Below are 19,853 nucleotides of genomic sequence, written 5' to 3' on the forward strand. Positions count from 1 at the left end.
CGCTATCGCACCTCGATTAGGGCCGAATTGTGACAGTTTTCAAGGCAGGCAGGTCGCGCAAAGGCTTTGAAACGACCTTCGTGTTTCGGCATCGGCGCGGCTCCGGAAAAACGAGATCCTGCTCAGCTTTTCAAGCCCGCCAGAAGCTGGCCATAGGCGCTCTTGGCCACTGCGGCCAGCTGCTCGCGCGGCAGCGATCCGACGACGGCGCAGCCATAACCCTTGTCCAGCCAGTAGACGGCCTCAGGACCATCTTCTTCCCCATAAGTGCCCTTGGCCTTGGCTGCCGATTCGGCGATGACGAAGAGCGAAATGCGCTCGCCCTTGTCGTCCTCGTAAAGCAGCATCGCGGCCTTGCCCTGGCCGGCAGGCAGCAGCCGGCCACCGACCAGTTGGAAACCTTGCGCCGCCAGATCCGGTGCGACGAGCTTCAAACCCACCTGGTTCGACAACCAGCTCTGCAAATGATCCTTATCGCTTGCCGGCACTTCCACCGCATGCCGCTTTTCGGCGGCATAGATGACATGGGCGGCGATCGCCTCTTCTGCAAGCTGGTCTTCGGCCGTGTTTTCCAGGCCGAGGCGGCCGATGCCGGCAAGGTAGCCGCCAGCGCCGCCAATCACCAGGATAGCAGCAGCGGCGGCCGCAAGCCACCAACGCGAGCGCGATGGCGACATTCTGACCACCGGCGCCTCGCCAAGCACCACCTTGGTCAGCCGCACCGGGACGGGCTCGTCCAGCACGCCGTTAAAGGCTGCGCGCAACGCTGCCCGGTCGGCGGCGTAGCGTGCGCTCCTGGCCTTCATCTCGGCATTGGCCTCGAGCCATGCCTCATAGGCCGTCCGCTCATCGCCCGGCAACTCGCCATCGAGAGCCATGTGGATGTCGCGTTCGGAGAAATCGCGTCGGCTCATTTCTCGACGATCCTTATCGACCGGCGGCGCGCGGTATCATCCAGCAGCGCGCGCAGTTCCTCACGCCCGCGCGCGATGCGCGACATCAAGGTGCCTGCGGGAACCCCAAGGATGTCGGCGGCTTCGGCATAGGAAAACCCTTCGATGGCGACCATCACAAGTGCCGCGCGCCGGTCAGGGCTTATCGCCTGCAGCGCGTCGACGATCTCGCGCGAAGCGATGCTCTCGACCTGCTCGGCGGGTGCTGCCTGCGCCTCGCTTGCCTCGAGCGGCAGCATCGCTGCCTCGCCGCGCCGGTTCACCTTGCGCATCTGGTCGATGAATAAATGATGCATGATCGTAAACAGCCATCTCCTGGGGCTTTCTCCTGTCTGCCAATTGTCGAGCCGCACAAGTGCCCGCTCGAGACAATCCTGGACGAGATCGTCGGCGGAATCGCGGTCGCGCAACAGCGAGCGTGCATAGCGGCGCAGACGCGGTATTTCACCAAGGATTGCTGCCTTCTTTTCGTCCATGACCGCTGGTTCTGGAGCCCTGTCCGTGGTGATTGAACGCGCCTTCGCGGCGCGGCGCAAGCGGCCAGCGCGAAGCGGTCCGCCGCCCCGGTCACCCAAGCAACTGAATAACGCTGCCAGCGGCAGGTTTATTCCCGGCCGATCCCCACCTGAAGACCCCTCTACAAATTCCCCTTCGAGAGGTGCTGAACTTCAAATTGCAATCCGGCCTTTTCGACTGATACCGCAGCTGCGGTAAAGAACCATTGTACCTCGGCTGGCATAATAGACAACAATGCCACCGAAATCATAACGGGTCGCCCCACAGCATCCGGATGTTCTTTGTAGAATTGCCCTTCTAAAACGAAAACACAATATAGATTCAGTTTATTCTCTAGAAGCACAAGATGATTTTCTACATCATCCCAATCGAGATCATCTACAATGCTGAGCAAATATTCTTCATTTTTGCCTTTTGCGACAATATCCACGACGTCCGTATGCTGAACAGCCATCTGTCAATAGCCTTTTCCCGTGATCATAGACTCACACTAATTTACCTCTCTCGCCGCCCTTGTCAGCAGCCGCTGATAGAACAGGCCGATGCCGATGAGCACCGCGCCGAGGCCGATGAAGGACAGCGCCCGCAACACGCCTTCCAGTTCGGACATGTCGAAGATGAAGACTTTGAGCACGGCGACCGAGATCAGCGCCGCCGACGCTATGCGCAGCACCTGGGACTTCAGCCAGACACCGGCGGTGAGCAACATCACGCCGATGACCAGCCAGAGCGCCGAATAAGTATAGGTCTCGAGCTGGCCGAGACCGCTCCAAAGGCCGATGAACTCGCCCTTGAACAAGCGCCTTACCGACAGCGTAGCATAGGCGAAGCCGAGCACCGCCGCCACAACCGCCAGCATGGCCGCATACCATTTCGGCCGCTTGTCGCGGGTATAGAGCGCCAGTGCGCCTGTCGCGACCGCCGGCAAGAGGTAGGCGAGCAACAGAAGGTTGAACACCGGAATGCTGCCGGTCGATTCGTCCGTCAGCAAGGGGTTCAGCGCCAGAAAATGCTGGAGGACGATGAACGCGACCGAGACCACGCCCGCTGCAATCGAGCCGTAGCGCAGCACCGAACTTGGCGAGCGCATGTCGATGGCGACCAGGATGGCACCGGCACCGATGGCGATCAGCGTGTAGATCGCCTGTTCGGCAAGCGTCGCAGCAGCCGTATCGATGACGCCGCCATGCATGGCATGGCGCACCAGCATCGCGACGGTGAGCAGGGCAAACAGCGCGGCGCCGGCCTCCATTGCGAGGCGCGGTCGGCCGTTGGTGGTTCGGGCAAGCTGCCAGGCGGCAAAACCGAAAGCGAGCGCCGGCACGCCATATCCAAGCAGCAGCCAGTTGAACACCGGCGTCTTCGACAGGAACTCGGCACCGACGATGGTCGGGTCGAAGGCAGCGCGGCCGAGCACTGCAATCACCGCACCAACGGAAATCCAGCCAAGCACCGGATAGCTGCGCCAGCGCGTCGCCAGCGCCGGCACGACGGCGGCTGCTCCGAGCAGGATGGTTGTCCAGCCTGAACCGAAGGCCATGTGCAGCATCAGCAGGCCGGCAATCGCCGCGCCGCCGAGCGCGAAGGAGACGGCAGCGCCGCCGGTCAGCGGCGGCGCTTCGCCGCGCGCTATCCATTCGCCGCCGGCGACGAAGACGCCGACCAAAACGGCTGCGACCGCCGCATAAGCAAGGTCACGGTCGAGATTGCCGAAGGCAGACCAGAGCGCCAGCAGGATGACCAGTGGCGCGACAGCGCTCCAGGCCGCCCATGCGGCGGCGCGCAGCCAGCCAGAGGCCGCAAAACGGCGCGCCGCCCAAAAGCCGGCGCCGATGAAGACCAGGCCGAGAGCGATGCCGACCCTGAACATCAAGGCATCGGACGCCACGACCGGCATGCCGTCGACGCCGAGAGCGCCACCCGAAAAATCTGAAGCGATCGTGGTCGGCGGAATGATGCCGAGATAGACCAGTACCGTCGCCAGCCCGGCGGTGTGCAGCAGTGCAAGCGCCCGCGGCCGGTAGAGCGCCACCGCCACCAGGGCTGCGACAAGGGCGGCCCCCGGCAATGCACCGCGGATGGCGACGAAGGCCGGATCGACAAACAGGGCCAGCGCCGAAAGGCCGACGAAGAAGCCCGGCGCGATCGACGGCCAGTCGAAGCCGCTGCCGGCGCCCGCATCGTCGCGGCGGCCAAGCCAGACGAAGGCGAGCACGGCCAGTGTCACCCCGTCGATAAAGAGGATGACGGCAAGGTTCGCCCCCGGCGCGTCGGTCATATAGAAGATGGTCCAGATCCCCGTGGCGACGAAGGCTGCGGCCGTCAAAAGCCTCCAGTCGCGGATGCGGGCAATGACGCAGGTGGCGGCGAGCACGATCGCCAGATAGCCGAACAGCGCCCACGGATTGGGCGCCTGCGAGGCGACCAGCAGCGGCGTCACCATGGCACCGAGCAGGCCGACGCCGGCCAGCGCCTGACCGTGGACCAGGCTTGCCGCGATCGTCGCCACCCCGATGGCGCCGAGCAGCGTGAAAGCGAGCGTCGGGCCGATGAAGCCGTAAATGCTGTACGCGGCGTAGACGGTACCGAACAGGATGAAAGCGCCGGCCGCCGTCAGGATCGCCGGGATATAGGCACCGGCAGCACCTTGCACCGGCACCCTGAAGCCGGTGCGCCGGATGAACTCGCCGCCGGCGACCAGCACCAGCCCGAGTGCCGCCGCCATGACAAGCCGCACGCGTGGCCCGAAAATGCCGGCCTCGATGGTGTAGCGGATCAGAAACAAGCCACCTAGCGCCAGCGCGATGCCGCCGACCCAGACCGCCCAGCGGGTACCGAGCGCCGTTTCGACGTCGGACTGGCGAGCTGCCTTCGCCGCTGCCGCCGGTTGCGCCGACTCCGGCGCGGACGGCGCCGTTCTATCGGCATCGGCCTCTGTAGCTGACACGACCGCTGCGGGCCGTGGCGATACGGCCATGTCGGCTGCGACCGCAAGCGGGATTGCGGCATCCGCCGGTTTGCTGTCGTTTACAGCCGGTTCCTTGGCTTGCGGCGGCAGCGCAGGCGTGCCCGAAAGCACAAGGCTGCGCAAGGCGCCAAGCTCGCGCTCGATCAGGCCGATGCGGCTCTGCTGGCGTGAAATGATGACGAACAGCGCGATGATGGCGACGAGGCCAATCAGGCTTTCAAACATGGCGGTTCCCCCAAACCAGGCCAGTTGTCACTGACATTCAATGTTCAGTGACATTCAAATGCGGCGGCCAAACGGCCGGTCCATTCAACGTGCCGCCAGATTGGCCGGAAAGATCGAGCATGTTTCGGTGCCGAAAGCCAGCAGCTTGCCGTTGGCGTCCTTCAGCGCCGCTTCCGAAACCGTCAGCGTGCGGCCCTTGTGCACCACTTTGCCCTCGCACACCATTGGCGAAGACAAGCTGGTCAACAGATTTCGGTTCAGGTAACTGGTTCCGACAAAACCAGACCAACATGCGAGCTAGGAGGGGACTTTGAAGTTCGAATATACCAATCCCCAGAGCGAGATTGAAGAAGCCTTCGGCGGGTTTTATTCTATCAACATCTTCGGGGCGATTGAGCCTGGCGATGACTCCATGTTTCAAGGTTTCCTAAGACAGGCTGGTCCCCCTCCCCGCACTAGCGTCTACATCAATTCAGGCGGCGGCGACGTCGAAGCGGCGATAGGAATCGGTCGACTTATCCGGGATGCGTGGTTCGAAACTTCAATCGGCCAATACGTCCTTGACCACGAAAAGCCCTCTGAATTTATTAAACCACGAAAACTCATACCAGGTATATGCGCGAGTGCTGCCACATTGATTTTTCTCGGAGGCAGACTCCGATATTTTTCCGACGGTGCAAAATTTGGCGTCCATCAATTTTCTTTTCAAGACCCTTCGCCAGCCCACATAGGGAAGTCACAGATCTTGTCTGCAAAAATAGCCAAATACATTGCCGACATGGGCATATCTCAAAAATTTCTTGAATTATCGTCATCGGTTATCAATTCGGATATAAGACTGCTTAGTGAAGACGAACTTCACTCCATGCAAAATCATCACCGGTGGAATGACCAATGTAACTTGGAGCACAGAGTTACTCCCTGATTTTATTTATGTACGCGGCGTTAGAGATTCTATGTTTGGTCATAATAAAGTTTTGCTTGGCTATGCAAAAGATGGTTGGTTTGTATTTTTTGCTGTTATCGAATCTATGGGGAGACAAGCTGAACTCACGGAATTTGGGTTGGTAGAAATCATAGCTAACGACGAAGACATAAGAGTAGATATTTCCACAAGATGTTCTCGATCTATAAATGGTATCTACGTGATAGTTATGTGCAAACTTACCAATGATGAAGCTGAACTGCTATCGAGATCGAACAGTTTTGGCGTCCAAATCAGAATTTCCAATGAGGCACCAATTTTCTTGGGAATTTCGGCCATGTCAACGGAAGGCGGCCGGGAGAAATTGGATGCCCTATACAAAATGTTTTCGACTTCTCAGTGATTGTCTTCAGACAAAATTCTACTTCATCCGGTGTTGATCATCTTGTGCTGCGCATGATGCCTGCGCAGGGCGGCAAGAAACCCGGCGCGGGCGCCAGGAGGCTCGATGCCGCGCGGTTCGTAGACATGGCGGGTCAAAAAGAAGCCGGTCAGCCGGAAGGCGTCCTCGATCGCCGCCGGATCGGCGCGCAGCCCGGAGCCGCGCTGCAGGAAGGCAGGCAGCGCCAGCATCTTGTCGCGCCACGGCGCGCCCGCCGCCCGCGACACGGCCCGGCCGGATTTCGGCGAGACATAGGCAAGGTCCTGCCTGGTGCCGGTCGCCGCACACTGGCTGAGATCGAGGCCGAAACCGAGTTCGTCGAGTACCAGCAGCTCGAAGCGGGCCACCAGCTCGCCGGCGGCATCGGCATCGTCGAGATGAGCGATCATCACCGCAAGCGTCTCGTAAAGGCCGCCATGGGCGTCACGCTCAGGCAGAAGACGCAAATGCGCGGCCATCGTCTGCAGGCCGTAAACGGCAACGGCGCTGTCCATCAGCCGGGCGGCGTTCATCTCGATAGCCTCGACCTGGAAGGTGCCGAGATGCTCGTCGAGCCGCGCCCGCCACAACAGGTCGACGCGATTGCCCGGCTGCAAGACCGGCTGCTGCTTGCGCGAACGGCCGCCGCGCACGAGACCGAGATGGCGGCCATGCGCGCACGTCATCACCTCGAGAATGGCGCTGGTTTCGCCATGCTTGCGGGTGCCGAGAATGATTCCCTCGTCGTGCCATTCCATGACGAGAGCTTGTCACCGGTTGGATGGCGAAATCAAGATGAGCGACTATCCGCCGCCAAACCAAAACGGCCCGTAGCGATACGCTACGGGCCGTTTTTTGCGAGATCGTCGTTTGATCAGAACGAGCGCTGGAAGCGGAAGATGCCGCCGATTGCGTCGGCATCGTCGGCATCGAAATTGTCGTAATAATCGACTTCGGCGGTGATCGTGTAACCAGGAACGAGGGTGTAGGCGACGTTGGCCGCAACGGCGAAGTCTTGGTCGTCGGTATAGGAGACCTGGGCGTTCAAAGAGGTCTTCTTGTTGACGGCATAGCTGCCGCCGCCCCAGACGGCAAAGTTGCCAGTCCACGGCTTGTAGAAGTTCTTCGCGACGTTGTCGTCGCTGCCGTAGCCCGCCATCACGAACAGGGTCAGGTCAGTAATCGGCTTGACGTCGAGGCGAACTTTGCCGGCCCATTCTTCCGACGTGCTGTTATAGGCGCCGACCGCGGCGATCGCACCCCAGTCGCCCTTGTATTTCACGCCGCCGACGACAAACGGAACGTAGCTGTCGATCGACTGGTCAGCGCCGGAGCCCGTTTCGACCGAGGCGACTGCCGTAAAGCCATTACCGCCGTCGAAATAGTAACTGATCAGGTTGGTGTCCTTGGTGCCGTAAGGAATGATAGTGTCCTGGACGACGCTGCCGGCGTAACCGATGAACGAATCATAGACAGTCTCATCCTTACCGACGCGGAAACCTCCAAGCTGGATCCAGGCGAAGTTCAGGGTAACCGCCTTGTTGTCCTGCACGCTGAAATCAACACCGCTCACGGTGTGTTTGGTGTTGCCGAAGTTGAAACGGGTCTCGGTATAGGTCTTCAACGTGCCTAGCTCGGTTTCCTGGCCGGTCCACGTCTTCAAATTGAAGCGGGCATTCTTGTTCCAGGTCTGCTGCTCGTCACCGTCCATAAGGTCATGTGTCGTCGCGCCATCGAAAACGCGGCCGGCGTCGCCGAAGCTGGCGTCATAGCGGACATAGCCGCCGATGCGCAGGCAGGTCTCGGTGCCGGGAATGTAGAAGTAGCCGGCGCCGTAGACGTCGCAGATCTTGACGTATTCGGCGGGTTCCGGCTCGGCGACCACAACAGCGTCGGCGGCGCGCGCACCGGAGACCGCGACGAATGCCGCGGCTGAGCCGAGAAGAAGGCTCTTGATATTCATTTTCTGACCTCTCCAGTCAAAGTTAAAAATGGCTTTGGTTTCATGGGTTGAACGGCTGAACGCCTCACCCACGTCGAAAAAGGCGCGCACCGCACCCCCTCCTCAGGCGGCGAACATACTCGTCAGCATTCCAGTCTCAATGACGATTCCAGAAATAATCAATGTTTGTACAACAGAATAAATTCATGTTGCACAAATATCACTTCATATTTTCTTCACATTTGCCCCGTCATAAACGAGACCCTGTCACAATTGTACAAAAATATACTTATGGCATTAGCCGGCAAGCCGATACGAATCCGACATACATTCCTTTTACGTGTTCTTTTTTGGATAGACTTCTAACGTTGGCAGCGAGATCAAGGCGACTTCGCCATCGCTGCGTTCTGTGCGGCAAGAACGACTTCCGCCACCAGATCCCGTTTGAGCATTTCAATGGGAGTACGTCCGGCGAGGCCGGGCGCGGGGCCGATCAGCCACGACCAGGCATGCCGTGGATCGGGCATCGCGGATAACACTTCCTTGATACCCGGCGCCGGCCTGCCGTCGATGAACTGGGCTAGGGGAAATACATGTTTGCGGCCACCGGTGCGCAACGCAACGACCGTGCCGCTCCGCTGCCAGCGATGCAGGGTCGAGCGCGATATGCCGAGATTTTGCTGCAGGAACGTCGACCCGGCGACCCGACCGGCCCAGTCCTCGACCCGCATCGAGTCGAGGTCGCCCGTTCCGGCCAGGCGTTGGATGTCTGCCCCTTGGCCTTCGTGCGCCGTCGACAGATGCGTCCGGGCACGGCGTTCCGCAGCTTCGGCTGCCAATATCCGCACGAAACGCGACGCCATGCCGGGTAATCTTTCCTGCATGGTGTCGATCGCACTGATGTCGGTCGGCGCAAGCAAAGCGACGGCGGCGGCAACGGCGCCGGCGACCCTGCCCGCTGCAACGACCGCATCGCTGTTCGTCACCTTGCCTTGCCGCGCCAGCACGCGCTCGATCTCAACAGCGACGGCGTTTGCAAACTCGATCTGACGGATGGGGTCGATGCGATTCCAAGTCCCGGTCATGTCCTGATCTGGCTGTTTGCCTGCCGGTTCCGGTTTGCTCGGAAGCGGGTCTTTCGCACAGCCTATAGGCAGGGTGTATGACGGAGAGACGACAAACGGTAACCATGCTCGATCGCAGTATCGGCAGGAGTTCCAGCCGGTCAGCTGGCCTGTTTTGCATGAAGTATCGGAAATTTCTCAGAAACCGCTCAGAATTTCCCGTCGCGCCGGTACCAATGAGGAACGGGTCGACGACGTGGTCGACGCATGGCCTCCCGGAATGACTCGGCCGTTGTTCAAAATGCAAAGTCGACCAAGCGGGCAGCCCGGCGACCGCTCAGAATCCTGAGGCGGCCAACAGGCCGCTCTGCGGATCGCCCAAACAGGCTCAGTGCGGAAATTCGAGCCCCATTTCACGGTAGCGCTCGGGATCGTCGCCCCAGTTCTCGCGCACCTTGACGAACAGGAAGAGGTGCACCTTCTGCTCGAGTATGCCTGCGATTTCCATGCGCGCGGCCTGGCCGATGGCGCGGATCGTCTCGCCCTTATGGCCGAGCACGATCTTCTTCTGGCTGTCACGCTCGACATAGATTGTCTGGTCGATGCGCACCGAGCCGTCCTTCTTCTCTTCCCATTTCTCGGTCTCGATGTGGGAGGAATAAGGCAGTTCCTGATGCAGCCTGAGATAGAGCTTTTCGCGGGTGATCTCGGCCGCGAGCTGGCGCATCGGCAGGTCGGAGATCTGGTCCTCCGGATAGTACCAGGGGCCGGCCGGCAAGGTCTCGGCGAGATAGTCGAGCAGGTCCTTGCAGCCGGACCCGGTCAGCGCCGAAACCATGAAGGTGCGCTTGAACGGCACCCTTTCGTTGGCTGCCGCCGACAATGCCAGCAACGTCTCGTGCTTGACCCGATCGACCTTGTTGAGGATCAACACCATCGGCTGCCGGACATCCTTCAGCCGCTCGAGGATGGCGTCGGCATCGCCCCGGATGCCGCGCTCGGCATCGATCAAGAGAAGCACGATATCGGCGTCCTTGGCACCGCCCCACGCTGTGGTCACCATCGCGGTGTCCAGCCGGCGCTTCGGCTTGAATATGCCCGGCGTGTCGACGAAGACGATCTGCGCGTTGTTGTGGGTGGCAATGCCGCGCACGATAGCGCGCGTGGTCTGCACTTTGTGCGTCACGATCGACACCTTGGCGCCGACCAATTGGTTGACCAGCGTCGATTTCCCCGCATTGGGCGCGCCGATCAGCGCGACGAAGCCGGAGCGGGTAGCGGGAGCTTCTGTTGCCGGAGCTTCGGTGGCGGTCATGCGGCACTCCCTTGATTGAGCCAGACGCCTTCCCGCTGCAGAAGTGCCGCGGCTGCAGCCTGCTCCGCCTCGCGCTTGGAGCGCCCGTTGCCGGTCGCCGGCGGATAGGCGCCGACCTTGACACTAACGGTGAACAGCGGATCGTGGTCCGGTCCCTCGCGGCTGTCGATTATGTAAACCGGCACTGCGCCTGCCGCCTGATGCGCCCATTCCTGGAGTTCGGTTTTCGCATCGCGACGGGCGGCGTCAATGGCTTGCGAGCGCGGCTGCCAGTATTTGTGGATGAAGGCACGGGCCGCTTCCAACCCTCCGTCGAGATAGAGCACGGCGATCAGCGATTCCAATGCATCGGCGCGCAGATTGACGCGCTTGCGCCCGTCGAGGCCGCGTACGTCCGAACCGGCGCGAATAAGTTCCGGCAGGCCGATCTCCTCGGCAATTTCCGCCAGGGCTTCAGCGTTGACCAGAGCGTTCAATCTCAGCGACAGCTCACCCTCGGCTGCGTCGGGAAATGCCGCCAGCAGCATATCGGCAACGACAAGGCCGAGAACGCGATCGCCCAGGAATTCGAAACGTTCGTAGTCGATGCCGGCGTGACTGCCGCGAGCGCTGGCATGGGTCAGCGCCCGCTGCAGGCGCTGATGGTCGCCAAAACTGTGGCCGGTGCGCTCCCTGAGCGCCTCGGCGAGCGCATCGGCGGTCAGCCGTTTCGTCGCCGCCATGGCCCTAATTGACGAAATGGAACAGGCGCGAGGCGCGCATCAGTGACGGCCATTTCCAGATTTCGAGCGGGCTGGCGCTGCCGCCGATCGAGAAGAAAATGAGGTTGGCGCGGCCGACCAAATTCTCGTCCGGCACGAAGCCGACGGTGAAGCGGCTGTCCGACGAGTTGTCGCGATTGTCGCCCATCATGAAATAGTGACCGGGCGGCACCTTGAACTCTTTGGTATTGTCGCCGATCGAAGCCTGCGTCAGGTCGAGCGTGTCGTAGCTGACGCCGTTCGGCAGCGTCTCGCGATAGACATCGACCGGCCCGTTCTCCTCGGTGATGTCGTGGTTGTCGATCTGCCCGACCTTGACGCGCGGCACACCCACATCGTTGATGAAGAGCTGGCCATCCTTGACCTGGATCTTGTCGCCCGGCAGGCCGACGACGCGCTTGATATAATCGACAGAAGGATCCGGCGGAAACTTGAACACCACCACGTCGCCGCGCTTCGGCTCTGAGCCCCAGATGCGGCCCGAAAAGATGTTCGGCCCGAACGGCAGTGAATAGCGGGAGAAGCCGTAGGACCACTTGGTGACGAAGAGATAGTCGCCTTCGAGCAAAGTCGGCCGCATCGACCCGGACGGGATCGAGAACGGCTGGAACAGGAGCGTGCGGATGACCAGCGCAAGCAGCAGGGCCTGGACTATGACGCTGACGGTTTCGCCAAGTCCGCCGGATTTCTTCTGGGTTTTTTCAGCCACGCTCATGTCGTCCTCGATTGTGCGTTGGATGGTATAGAGTCTCGGCGCGCGCTGGGCAACGTCATGCCGGTGGTCAGATGCAATCAATGTGGCGCTTCTTCGACCGGCAACGCTTCAATGATCACAAAGGCTTGAGCGAGCGGAAAATCATCGGTGATGGTGAGGTGGATCACCGCGCGGTGCCCTTCAGGCAGAATTTCGTCCAGCCGCGCTGCCGCCCCATTGGTCAGCGCCATGGTCGGCTTGCCGCTGGCCAGGTTGACGACCCCCATGTCGCGCCAGAACACACCCTGCGCCAGACCGGTACCCAGTGCCTTGGCGCAGGCTTCCTTGGCAGCGAAACGCTTGGCGTAGGAGGCCGCACGCGCCGCGCGGTTTTCGGAGCGCGCCTGTTCGATCTCGGTGTAGATGCGCTGGATGAAGCGCTGGCCATGGCGTTCCAGCGACTTCTCGATGCGTCTGATGTCGATGAGGTCGCTGCCTATACCGATAATCATTCGGCAGGAACTTCCGGCCCGGTTTTTCCAGCCTTTGCCGCTCTTTCGGCCAGCCGCTTGCGGCGCTGCTCGTGGAAAGTGACCATGCCCCAGCGGGTGATGCCGTAAAACAGCAGGCCGAAAACCAGGCCGAGCGGTATTGCGCCGATCGTCATCGGCTTCAGCACCGGTCCCCACAATTGCGCAAAGGAAAGATTATGCAGCATGTCGCCGAGATGCGCGGGCGGGCCATGCGCCGGCAGGTGTTCATGCAGGATCAGCTTGCCGACCTCCCAGGAGGCGGCCCATAGCAGCGGAAAGGTCAGGGGGTTGCCGAAGACCGTGCCGAGTGCTGCCGCGACCAGATTGCCGGCGATCAGCCAGCACAGGATGGCAGCAATGATGAAGTGAAAGCCAAGCGGGAAAAACGACGCAAATACGCCCGCCGCAACACCTGCGGCCACGGCATGCGGCGTGGCCCTAAGCCGCAGGATGCGCTTGGAAAAATACCGCAGCGAGCGCGAGAACGAGCGGCGCGGCCACAAATAAGTGCGCACCCGCTCGAAAAAACCATCAGGCTTGCGCCGTCGAAAAAGCACTCTGTTCCTGTTCCTAGTTCCGTCAATAGCTTCACGCCGGCTTCTCCAGCCGGGCGCGACAGCCCCATGCTGCGCTCTGCGGTCGCCGAAAAGCAACTACGACTTTGATATAGCGATGCGCTGGCCGAAGAACAACGAGGCCGACGGCATCCGCTCGGTGGCCGCTCGCGCCGGCCCTGGGTGTCGCCGTTCTGAACAGTGTATGATCGCGGCGAATTTAAGGAGCGTCACTTAGGATCGATATTCGCTGACCTCGACGAGGTTGCCGTCCGGATCGCGGAAATAGACCGACATCATCGCGCCCCGAGCGCCGACACGCTCGACCGGGCCGACCTCTATCACCACACTATTGGCGGCGAGGTTGGCACATATCTCGGCGAGCGGCCGGGCAGCAATCAAGCAGAAATCTCCGGAGCCCGGCGTCGGCGCCTTGGCCTTCGGCTCGAAGGTACGCCCGACCTGATGCACATTGATCTTCTGCGTTCCAAACAGCAGCGCCGTTGGTCGGTCCGGCTCGTCGAGGCGCTTGAAGCCAAGCACGCGCTGATAGAAGGCGCAGGTATCTTCCATCGAACGAACTGTCAGCACGAAATGATCGATGCCGGCAATCACGGCAGCGCCTCAGTCATATATTGCGGCTGCCCGGCTTGATCGCCGGTATGGCGGCGAGCTCGGGCGGCAGCATGTCGGCAGGATAGGCCGGAACTTCATATTCGGCGAGCGCGATCAGCGGCACGCCGACATCGGTCTTGCCGGCCGAGCGGTCGATGATGCATGCGGCGGCAACGACTTCGGCGCCAAGGCCGCGCAGGCAGTCGATGGTCTCGCGGATCGACAGGCCGGTGGTGACGATGTCCTCGACAATAACAACGCGCGATCCCTTGGCGATCTCGAAACGGCGCAGCCTGAATTCGCCCCCTTCCCGCTCGACCCAGATCGCCGGCGCACCAAGATGGCGCGAGGTCTCATAGGCCGGGATCAGCCCGCCGATCGCCGGGCCGACGACGTAGTCGATCCTGCCGGGCACGCCAGTGCGGATCTTTTCGGCGAGCGCCTTGCACAAGCGCTCGGTCTTGTCGGCATGCATGAAAACGCGCGCCTTCTGCAGGAAGACCGGGCTGCGCAGGCCCGACGTCAGGATGAAATGCCCTTCGAGAACGGCGCCGGCCTCGCGGAAAATGCCTAGCACTTCATCGGTGTTCATCGTTCACTCCATGTCCATGGTGAATGGTGAATGGTGAATGGTAGTGAGAGCACCCTCTTCACTATTCACTATTCACTATTCACTATTCACCCATTCACGCGCCTTGCATCGCTGACGCTCGAATTGTCCTTTAGCTGCGACAGCAGCCGGTTCAAGTGCTTGAGGTCCCACACTTCAAGATCGATGAGCATTTCGGTGAAATCGGGCGCGGTGCGCACCATCGACAGAGTGTGGATGTTGGCGTCGTTGGATGCGACGACCTGTGCAATGTCGGCCAGCGAACCCGGCGCGTTGATGGCGGTGACCGAGACGCGCGCCGGGAACCGCTCCTTGGTGCGCTCGTCAATATCCCAGCGCACGTCGATCCAGCGCTCGGGCTGGTCGTCAAAGGCCTGCAGCGCCGGCGACTGGATCGGATAGATGGTGATACCGGTGCCCGGCTGCACGATGCCGACGATGCGATCGCCTGGCACTGCCCCTTCCGGCGCGAAGCGCACCGGCAGATCGCCGCGCACACCGCGGATCGGCACCGCGTCGTCGCGCGGCTGGTTCTTGTCCTTGCGTGCGGCGCGGCCCGGAATCTGGAACAGCATGCCGGCGGCGTTGCGGATCTTCGACCAGCCCTCCTCGCGCTGCTTGGGCGCGACCAGCGTGACACGCTCGTCCTTGTAGTCGGGAAACACCGCCTTCATGACATCGGTGGAGGCAAGTTCGCCTCGGCCGACCGCGGCCAGTACATCCTCGATGTCCTTGCGCGCCAGCCGGTGCAGCACCGGCTTCAGGCTTTCTTTGGTGAAGGTCTTGCCAGAGCGTTCGAAGGCGCGCTCCAGAATGCGGATACCGAGACCCGAATATTGCTTGCGAATGGCGTTCTTGGTGGCGCGGCGGATGGCCGAGCGTGCCTTGCCGGTAACGACCACCGATTCCCACGCCGCCGGCGGGACCTGCGCCTTCGAGCGGATGATCTCGACCTCGTCGCCGTTCTTCAGCTCCGTCATCAGCGGCATGATGCGGCCATTGACCTTGGCGCCGACGCAAGTGTCGCCGACGTCGGTGTGGACGGCATAGGCAAAGTCGATCGGCGTGGCGCCGCGCGGCAGCGCGATCAGCATGCCCTTCGGCGTGAAGCAGAATACCTGGTCCTGAAACAGTTCCAGCTTGGTGTTTTCGAGGAAGTCCTCGGGATTGTCGCCTTCGGCAAGCTGCTCGATGGTGCGCCGCAGCCAGGCATAGGCATTGGTTTCCTTCGAGATCGCATGGGCGGCACCATTCATCTTGCCACCGGTATCCTTATAGATCGAATGAGCCGCGACGCCGTATTCGGCGATCTTGTTCATTTGATAGGTGCGGATCTGCAATTCGACGCGCTGGCGCGACGGGCCGACGATGGTGGTGTGGATCGAGCGGTAGTCGTTCTGCTTCGGCGTCGAGATATAATCTTTGAAGCGGCCGGGCACCATCGACCAGGTGGTGTGGATGGCGCCGAGCGCGCGGTAACAGTCCTCGACCGTCTCGACAACGACGCGGAAGCCGAAAATGTCGGACAGCTGCTCGAACGACAGTGCCTTGGCCTCCATCTTGCGGAATACCGACCACGGCTTCTTCTGCCGGCTCTTGACCTCGGCCTTGATCGAATATTTGTCGAACAGCGTGGAGAGCGCCTTCTCGATCTCCGACAGCACGCCCTTGTTGCGCTCGAAGATTTCGGCCAGCCGTGCGGTGACGGCGCGGTAGGCTTCCGGATTGATGAAGCGGAAGGCAATCTCCTCCAGCTCCTCGCGCATGCCTTGCATGCCCATGCGGCCGGCCAGCGGCGCGTAGATGTCCATCGTCTCTTCGGCGATGCGCAGGCGCTTGGCTTCCGGCACATGGTCGAGCGTGCGCATATTGTGCAGGCGGTCGGCGAGCTTGACCAGAAGCACGCGCACGTCTTCCGAGATCGCCAGCAACAGCTTGCGCAGGTTCTCCGCCTGCTCGGCCTTCTTCGAGACGAGGTCGAGCTTCTTCAGCTTGGTCAGGCCCTCGACCAGCTTGCCCATTTCCGGGCCGAACAATTCGTCGATCTCGGCCCTGGTCGCCGTGGTGTCCTCGATCGTGTCGTGCAGCAAGGCAACGGCGATCGTCGCCTCGTCCATGTGCATTTCGGTGAGGATGGCGGCGACTTCGAGCGGATGCGAGAAATACGGGTCGCCGGAGGCGCGTTTCTGGTGGCCATGCTTCTGCATGGCGTAAACATAGGCCTTGTTGAGCAGCGCCTCGTTGACGTCAGGCTTGTAGCGCTGCACGCGCTCGACAAGCTCATACTGACGCATCATGGGCGGGATCTCGCAATGCTGAAATGAATCATGCGCCGCACTGGCGTACGGCGCATGTCATAGATAGCCACGAAACTGCCGACGCGAAAGTGTCGGCAGTTGTCGGTAAGATCAATAATCGTCGCTTTTTTCCGGCGGCACCAGGCCTTCGATGCCGGCCAACAGGTCTTCTTCGGTCATGCGATCGAAGGTGACGTTGTCCTCGGCGTCGTCGGCATCGGTGGCTGCAACGGCGCTGCCGGTCTGGTCGGCAATCGCCTCGCCATCGGCTTCCGGCTCATCGACCTCGACATGCTTCTGCAGCGAATGGATGAGATCTTCCTTGAGGTCGTCCGGCGACAGCGTCTCTTCGGCGATTTCGCGGAGCGCAACGACCGGGTTCTTGTCGTTGTCGCGCGGTACGGTGATCTGCGCGCCCTGGCTGATCTGACGGGCGCGGTGGCCGGCCAAGAGCACCAGCTCGAAGCGGTTGTCGACCTTGTCGATGCAATCTTCAACGGTTACGCGGGCCATGAGTTGCCCCTTTCATGCCTGGATTTGATGGAAAACAGGCGCGGTCCATAACCCGAACGCCGCCAAAATACAAGCTTTTATGGCGGTGCGCAGCTCTGACGCGGGCCGCCTGCGACGACACAGCGCCGATCACAATTGCTTGCGGTGCGGCATGGTGCCTTGGATTGCCGTAAAACTGGCGTTATCTCGAACGATGAAGGCGAACAGGTCTATTATCAGACCGGCCGATAGTCGCCACCCATTTAGACGACCGCTTATTTCGAAAAAGGACATTTTCCATGTTCGATCCTCGTGAAAAAATCGCTCTCTTTATCGACGGTGCCAATCTCTACGCCACCTCGCGCGCGCTGGGCTTTGACATCGATTACCGCAAACTTCTGGCGAGCTTCCAGAAACGCGGCTATCTGCTGCGCGCTTATTACTATACCGCGCTGGTCGAGGATCAGGAATACTCCTCGATACGGCCGCTGATCGACTGGCTCGACTATAACGGCTTCAAGGTGGTGACCAAGCCGGCCAAGGAATTCACCGACTCGACCGGCCGGCGCAAGATTAAGGGCAATATGGATATCGAGCTGACCGTCGATGCGCTCGAGCTTGCCGATGTCGTCGACCATTATGTCATCTTTTCGGGCGACGGCGATTTCCGCACGCTGGTCGAGGCGCTGCAGCGGCGCGGGCGCAAGGTGTCGATCGTCTCGACCATGGCTTCGCAGCCGCCGATGATCTCCGACGATCTGCGCCGCCAGGCCGACCATTTCATTGACCTGATGACACTCAAGAACGAAGTCGGCCGCGATCCGTCGGAGCGGCCGGTGCGCCGGCCCGAACCGGCCGAGGCCGACGAGGAAGACTATTGACGATCGTCGCCTTGACCGCGCCGCCGGCCGTCTCTCCCGAGCCCGATCGCGACTGCCCGCTCTGTCCGCGGCTGCATGATTTCAGAGCCGAATGGCGGCAGCGTGAGCCGTCCTGGTTCAACGCGCCGGTGCCGACCTTTTTGCCGCCGGAAGGCGAGGATGCGGTGCGGTTGCTGATCGTCGGGCTGGCGCCGGGCCTGCGCGGCGCGAACCGGACGGGACGCCCCTTCACCGGCGATTTTGCCGGCGACCTGCTCTACAACACGCTGATCGCGCACGGCTTTGCGCGCGGCGAATTCAAAGCGCGACCAGATGACGGGCTGGAGCTTGTCGGTACGGCGATCACCAATGCGGTGCGCTGCGTGCCGCCGGAGAACAAGCCGGTTGGCGCCGAGATAGCGACTTGCCGGACGTTCCTGGTGCCGACGATCGCACGGTTTTCAAATCTGCGCGCGGTGCTGGCGCTCGGCTCGATCGCGCACCAGTCGACCGTGCGGGCGCTCGGCCAACGCGTTGCCGCCTATCCGTTCCGGCATGGTGGGCAGCAGCAGGCCAATGGCATCACGCTGTTTTCCAGCTATCATTGCTCGCGCTACAACACCAATACCGGCGTGTTGACTGAAGCGATGTTCGTCAACGTCTTCAGTCAGATAGAAGCTTTTCTGAAGACATAGAGTCGGACGACGCCCGCCAGGGCACGAGGCCTAGATTCGGGCGATCGCGAACAACCAGGCCAGGAGATCCAGCAACCACAGAAACAGTGCAAGCTGCAGCGCGACGCGCAGGCGTTGGATGATCCGCCAATTGCTGGCCATGTCGGATTTGATGCGCAGCGCAAGCGCTCGGTGCATCCCGTCCAGGGTTGCGGGAGGTGCTGATCGACGAAGTCCTGGAGCAGCTTCTCTGGATCGAAACGGAACGTATAGTTATAATACGGCCACACCATAATCGCGACCAGCAGCCCGATAAGAAAAAGCAATGTCAGCGCGAGCCAGTCCCAAGGCCCCACGCCATCCAGGAGCGCCCTGCCTCCGAGGAGAGAACTCGCGAACGCGGTTGCGAAGATCAGATTGCCGGCGCGCGTATTGAGACTTTCAACCACGCCCTGCTGGTGCTGGAGGCCACGCACCGCCTCCGCATAGACAAATGCCAGGCGGAGGTCGCCGCCGTCCATCGCAGCAGGCGGGGCGTTGCTGTCATTGGTTGATGAAGGGCGCTCCGGCATCAAATGTACTTAGCACGAGGCCGCCTGCGATATGAATAGCCACATGGGGAGCGCTTCGTCGCTCTGTCTTCGTGCCATCGAGGGTGTTTTGGTGGACAGGAATAGCATCAATCCGACGCTGTCGCTTCAGGCGCTGCGGCAAACAATGCGGCCAGCGTCGCAGGTCCGCCCTGGAGAACATTCAGGTCGACGTCGCCGCTGATGCCGTCGACGCGGCCCCGGTTGTGATACTGCCAGTAGATCCAGTTGTCATGGCCCGGCCGCAGCGCCAGCGAACGCAGCCAGCGCGGGCGGCCGGCTAGCTGCCCGGCATAGGCTTGCGCCGCCTCGTCGGTCACATAGAGGATCGCCGTCTTGCCGAACGCCGCCTCGACCGGGCCGAGGAAGGCGGAGAGTTCGGCGCTCAGCTGTTCGGGAGTTGGCCGCTGCGGGCAATTGCCGCCGAACTCGATGTCTACCACCGGCGGCAGCAAAGGCTGATCGTTCGGCACCACCGAGATGAAGTTGCGTGCCTGATCCGCACCCGGCCTGCAGAAGGTGAAGAAATGATAGGCACCGACGGCAAGACCGGCGGCGCCGGCCGCGCGCAAATTGGCGGCGAAGGCATCGTCGACATGATCGCCGCCTTCCGTCGCCTTGATCACGGCGAAGGCGACATCGTCGGCGGCAACACGCCGCCAGTCGATCTGCCGCTGATGATGGGAGACGTCGATGCCCCTGACCGGATATTTGCCGCGGTCCGGAGAAAACGTCTGGAAGTAGGTATAGCCGCCGGCCAGAACGAGGCCCGCCGCGAGCAGACCGGCCGCGCCCCATAAGACGATCCGGTTTTTCAAACGAGACCTATCCCTTTTGGTCCGCC

Annotated in this window: 23 protein-coding genes; 4 read left to right on the top strand and 19 right to left on the bottom strand. The window is 61.3% G+C overall.

The window, feature by feature from the left end; all coding sequences use genetic code 11:
* Positions 1–122: 122 nt before the first annotated feature.
* From NKJ20_RS15245 to NKJ20_RS15265, 5 genes are all read right to left on the bottom strand, one after another.
* Positions 123–914, bottom strand: a complete 792-nt coding sequence (locus tag NKJ20_RS15245) for an anti-sigma factor family protein (RefSeq protein WP_352540777.1) — start codon at positions 912–914, stop codon at positions 123–125.
* Positions 911–1,429, bottom strand: a complete 519-nt coding sequence (locus NKJ20_RS15250; RefSeq protein ID WP_352745019.1) for a sigma-70 family RNA polymerase sigma factor — start codon at positions 1,427–1,429, stop codon at positions 911–913. The genes NKJ20_RS15245 and NKJ20_RS15250 overlap by 4 nt, the downstream gene beginning before the upstream one ends.
* Positions 1,430–1,590: 161 nt before the next feature.
* Positions 1,591–1,923 (bottom strand): DUF6572 domain-containing protein, encoded by a 333-nt coding sequence (locus NKJ20_RS15255; protein ID WP_352745022.1) that lies wholly within the window; start codon positions 1,921–1,923, stop codon positions 1,591–1,593.
* Positions 1,924–1,959: 36 nt separating this feature from the next.
* Entirely contained in the window at positions 1,960–4,662 is a 2,703-nt protein-coding gene (locus NKJ20_RS15260) for a DUF2339 domain-containing protein (protein WP_352743289.1), read from the bottom strand.
* Positions 4,663–4,746: 84 nt separating this feature from the next.
* On the bottom strand, positions 4,747–4,908 hold the full coding sequence (locus NKJ20_RS15265) for a PaaI family thioesterase (RefSeq protein ID WP_352743287.1): 162 nt from the start codon (positions 4,906–4,908) through the stop codon (positions 4,747–4,749).
* A 64-nt stretch (positions 4,909–4,972) separates the two neighbouring features.
* Here NKJ20_RS15265 and NKJ20_RS15270 point away from each other — a divergent pair, with 64 nt between their 5' ends.
* Together NKJ20_RS15270 and NKJ20_RS15275 are read left to right on the top strand one after the other, a co-directional pair.
* Positions 4,973–5,587, top strand: coding sequence for a COG3904 family protein (locus tag NKJ20_RS15270; protein ID WP_352745026.1), 615 nt, complete (start codon positions 4,973–4,975; stop codon positions 5,585–5,587).
* Positions 5,550–5,990: a hypothetical protein gene (locus NKJ20_RS15275; RefSeq protein ID WP_352745029.1), complete on the top strand. Its 441-nt coding sequence runs from the start codon at positions 5,550–5,552 to the stop codon at positions 5,988–5,990. The genes NKJ20_RS15270 and NKJ20_RS15275 overlap by 38 nt, the downstream gene beginning before the upstream one ends.
* 23 nt (positions 5,991–6,013) lie before the next feature.
* Here the strand turns inward: NKJ20_RS15275 and recO are convergent, their stop codons facing one another.
* The 12 genes from recO to rpoZ all read right to left on the bottom strand — a co-directional run bounded on the left by recO (position 6,014) and on the right by rpoZ (position 16,906).
* The gene (gene recO, locus NKJ20_RS15280) at positions 6,014–6,766 is read right to left on the bottom strand and encodes a DNA repair protein RecO (protein WP_352745032.1); all 753 of its coding nucleotides are present in this window, start codon (positions 6,764–6,766) and stop codon (positions 6,014–6,016) included.
* Positions 6,767–6,882: 116 nt separating this feature from the next.
* Positions 6,883–7,971 carry a porin gene (locus NKJ20_RS15285; protein ID WP_352745035.1) on the bottom strand — a complete coding sequence of 363 codons (1,089 nt, stop codon included), beginning with the start codon at positions 7,969–7,971 and terminating at the stop codon, positions 6,883–6,885.
* 359 nt (positions 7,972–8,330) lie between these two features.
* The gene (locus tag NKJ20_RS15290; RefSeq protein ID WP_352745038.1) at positions 8,331–9,035 is read right to left on the bottom strand and encodes an antitoxin Xre/MbcA/ParS-like domain-containing protein; all 705 of its coding nucleotides are present in this window, start codon (positions 9,033–9,035) and stop codon (positions 8,331–8,333) included.
* Between the two features lie 367 nt (positions 9,036–9,402).
* The gene (era, locus tag NKJ20_RS15295; protein ID WP_023677765.1) at positions 9,403–10,329 is read right to left on the bottom strand and encodes a GTPase Era; all 927 of its coding nucleotides are present in this window, start codon (positions 10,327–10,329) and stop codon (positions 9,403–9,405) included.
* Positions 10,326–11,051, bottom strand: a complete 726-nt coding sequence (rnc, locus tag NKJ20_RS15300; protein WP_352449001.1) for a ribonuclease III — start codon at positions 11,049–11,051, stop codon at positions 10,326–10,328. The genes era and rnc overlap by 4 nt, the downstream gene beginning before the upstream one ends.
* A gap of 4 nt (positions 11,052–11,055) precedes the next feature.
* The gene (gene lepB, locus NKJ20_RS15305; RefSeq protein WP_352449002.1) at positions 11,056–11,805 is read right to left on the bottom strand and encodes a signal peptidase I; all 750 of its coding nucleotides are present in this window, start codon (positions 11,803–11,805) and stop codon (positions 11,056–11,058) included.
* A gap of 77 nt (positions 11,806–11,882) precedes the next feature.
* Entirely contained in the window at positions 11,883–12,296 is a 414-nt protein-coding gene (acpS, locus tag NKJ20_RS15310; RefSeq protein ID WP_023719885.1) for a holo-ACP synthase, read from the bottom strand.
* On the bottom strand, positions 12,293–12,874 hold the full coding sequence (locus tag NKJ20_RS15315) for a DUF2062 domain-containing protein (RefSeq protein WP_023677769.1): 582 nt from the start codon (positions 12,872–12,874) through the stop codon (positions 12,293–12,295). Before NKJ20_RS15315 ends, acpS begins: the two co-directional genes overlap by 4 nt.
* 231 nt (positions 12,875–13,105) lie before the next feature.
* On the bottom strand, positions 13,106–13,486 hold the full coding sequence (locus NKJ20_RS15320; protein WP_352745042.1) for a VOC family protein: 381 nt from the start codon (positions 13,484–13,486) through the stop codon (positions 13,106–13,108).
* A gap of 13 nt (positions 13,487–13,499) precedes the next feature.
* Positions 13,500–14,078: an orotate phosphoribosyltransferase gene (gene pyrE / locus NKJ20_RS15325; protein ID WP_352449004.1), complete on the bottom strand. Its 579-nt coding sequence runs from the start codon at positions 14,076–14,078 to the stop codon at positions 13,500–13,502.
* Positions 14,079–14,164: 86 nt separating this feature from the next.
* On the bottom strand, positions 14,165–16,393 hold the full coding sequence (locus NKJ20_RS15330) for a RelA/SpoT family protein (protein ID WP_023677772.1): 2,229 nt from the start codon (positions 16,391–16,393) through the stop codon (positions 14,165–14,167).
* A 111-nt stretch (positions 16,394–16,504) separates the two neighbouring features.
* Positions 16,505–16,906 (bottom strand): DNA-directed RNA polymerase subunit omega, encoded by a 402-nt coding sequence (gene rpoZ, locus NKJ20_RS15335; protein WP_023677773.1) that lies wholly within the window; start codon positions 16,904–16,906, stop codon positions 16,505–16,507.
* A 278-nt stretch (positions 16,907–17,184) separates the two neighbouring features.
* Between rpoZ and NKJ20_RS15340 the strand changes: the two genes are divergently transcribed.
* Together NKJ20_RS15340 and NKJ20_RS15345 are read left to right on the top strand one after the other, a co-directional pair.
* Positions 17,185–17,766, top strand: coding sequence for a LabA-like NYN domain-containing protein (locus NKJ20_RS15340; protein WP_352449005.1), 582 nt, complete (start codon positions 17,185–17,187; stop codon positions 17,764–17,766).
* Positions 17,763–18,440, top strand: a complete 678-nt coding sequence (locus tag NKJ20_RS15345; protein ID WP_352745045.1) for a uracil-DNA glycosylase — start codon at positions 17,763–17,765, stop codon at positions 18,438–18,440. The genes NKJ20_RS15340 and NKJ20_RS15345 overlap by 4 nt, the downstream gene beginning before the upstream one ends.
* Here the strand turns inward: NKJ20_RS15345 and NKJ20_RS15350 are convergent.
* Complete coding sequence (locus NKJ20_RS15350) at positions 18,413–18,991, bottom strand: hypothetical protein (RefSeq protein WP_352745048.1); 579 nt, start codon at positions 18,989–18,991, stop codon at positions 18,413–18,415. The genes NKJ20_RS15345 and NKJ20_RS15350 overlap by 28 nt on opposite strands.
* 107 nt (positions 18,992–19,098) lie before the next feature.
* The gene (locus NKJ20_RS15355; protein ID WP_352745051.1) at positions 19,099–19,827 is read right to left on the bottom strand and encodes a GH25 family lysozyme; all 729 of its coding nucleotides are present in this window, start codon (positions 19,825–19,827) and stop codon (positions 19,099–19,101) included.
* Positions 19,828–19,853: the final 26 nt, after the last annotated feature.

The organism is Mesorhizobium sp. M0185 (genome assembly GCF_040322175.1).
Lineage (GTDB): Bacteria > Pseudomonadota > Alphaproteobacteria > Rhizobiales > Rhizobiaceae > Mesorhizobium.